1 protein-coding gene is annotated in these 543 nt (G+C 33.9%); it reads right to left on the bottom strand.

Translation table 11 applies throughout. The features are described from left to right. The coding region (locus tag ELS82_RS27990; RefSeq protein ID WP_279630723.1) for a proton-conducting transporter transmembrane domain-containing protein at nt 1-543 on the bottom strand (543 nt) is incomplete at both ends.

Below are 543 nucleotides of genomic sequence, written 5' to 3'. Positions count from 1 at the left end.
CGTGGTCCAGAATCAAAAAAATAAGAATTTGTGGTATTAAACAGCTTGTATCCATAGAACATCTGGCGTAACATAGATAATAAATAAATAGGAGTCAATATCGTTCCAACTGCCGTTACAAAAGTAATTAGTATTTTTGGCATTAAAAAATATTTTTTGGCGGTAATTATTCCAAAAAATACTACCAATTCCGCAAAAAAACCGCTCATGCCCGGTAATATTTTTTGGCGGTATGATAAGATACTGAACATCATGAATATTTTTGGCATTAGGGTAGCCATTCCGCCCATTTCGTCAAGATAAACAAGACGTATTCTATCATAACTTGTTCCTGACAAGAAAAAAAGCGCAGCGCCGATAAATCCATGAGATATTATTTGTAAAATGGCCCCGTTGAGTCCCATATCGCTTATAGAGCAAATTCCTATAATTGTAAAACCCATATGAGATACAGAAGAATAGGCTATTCTTTTTTTTAAATTTTTTTGACCAGAAGATGTTGAAGCTGCATAGATTATTTGTATTGCGCCTACTATTATCAAC

It is taken from the genome of Vibrio ouci, from assembly GCF_004551525.1.
Lineage (GTDB): Bacteria > Pseudomonadota > Gammaproteobacteria > Enterobacterales > Vibrionaceae > Vibrio > Vibrio ouci.
The sequence above is the reverse complement of the archived record's forward strand: the minus strand, read 5'-3'. Positions and strand labels throughout refer to the sequence as shown.